Here is a 771-nt window from a genome sequence, read left to right as displayed (position 1 = left end):
AACTCCCCGACGGCGTCCTGACCGCCATCTCCGGCGACCGCGAAGTCGGCGCCCGCCTCGCCGAACACCCCGCCATCGGCAAAATCATGTTCACCGGCTCCACCGCCGCCGGCAAAGCGATCATCAAATCCTCCGCCGACACCGTCAAACGCCTCACCCTCGAACTCGGCGGCAACGACGCCGGCATCGTCCTGCCCGACGCCGACCCCAAAACCATCGCCGAAGACCTCTTCTGGGGTGCCTTCATCAACACCGGCCAAACCTGCGCCGCCCTCAAACGCCTCTACGTCCACGACGACATCTACGACGCCGTCTGCGAAGAACTCACCACCGTCGCCAAAGCCATGCCCATGGGCGTCGGCCTCGACGAGAACAACGTCCTCGGCCCCCTGCAAAACAAAGCCCAGTACGACATCGTCGCCAACCTCGTCGAAGCCGGCCGCGACTCCGGCGCCCGGATCCTGCTCGGCGGCAACCCCGACCCCGACCAGCCCGGCTACTTCTACCCCACCACCCTCATCGCCGACATCGACAACAACAACCCCCTCGTCGCCGAAGAACAGTTCGGCCCGGCCCTGCCCATCATCCGCTACAGCACCATCGACCAGGCCATCGAGTACGCCAACGCCCTCGACGTCGGACTCGGCGCCTCCGTCTGGTCCCCCAACCTCACCGCCGCCCGCAAAGTCGCAGCCCGCATCGAAGCCGGCACCGTCTGGATCAACAAACACGGCGCCGTGGACCCCCGCGTCCCCTTCGGCGGGGCCAAAC

Annotated in this window: 1 protein-coding gene; it reads left to right on the top strand. The window is 66.8% G+C overall.

All coding sequences use genetic code 11. The features are described 5' to 3' along the window. Nucleotides 1-771 (top strand): aldehyde dehydrogenase family protein (locus G9E11_RS18315; protein WP_190608607.1); only part of this gene is annotated, 771 nt, incomplete at both ends.

The organism is Arthrobacter ipis (genome assembly GCF_014694315.1).
GTDB lineage: Bacteria > Actinomycetota > Actinomycetes > Actinomycetales > Micrococcaceae > Arthrobacter > Arthrobacter ipis.
This window is presented reverse-complemented; position numbering and strand designations above follow the sequence as displayed.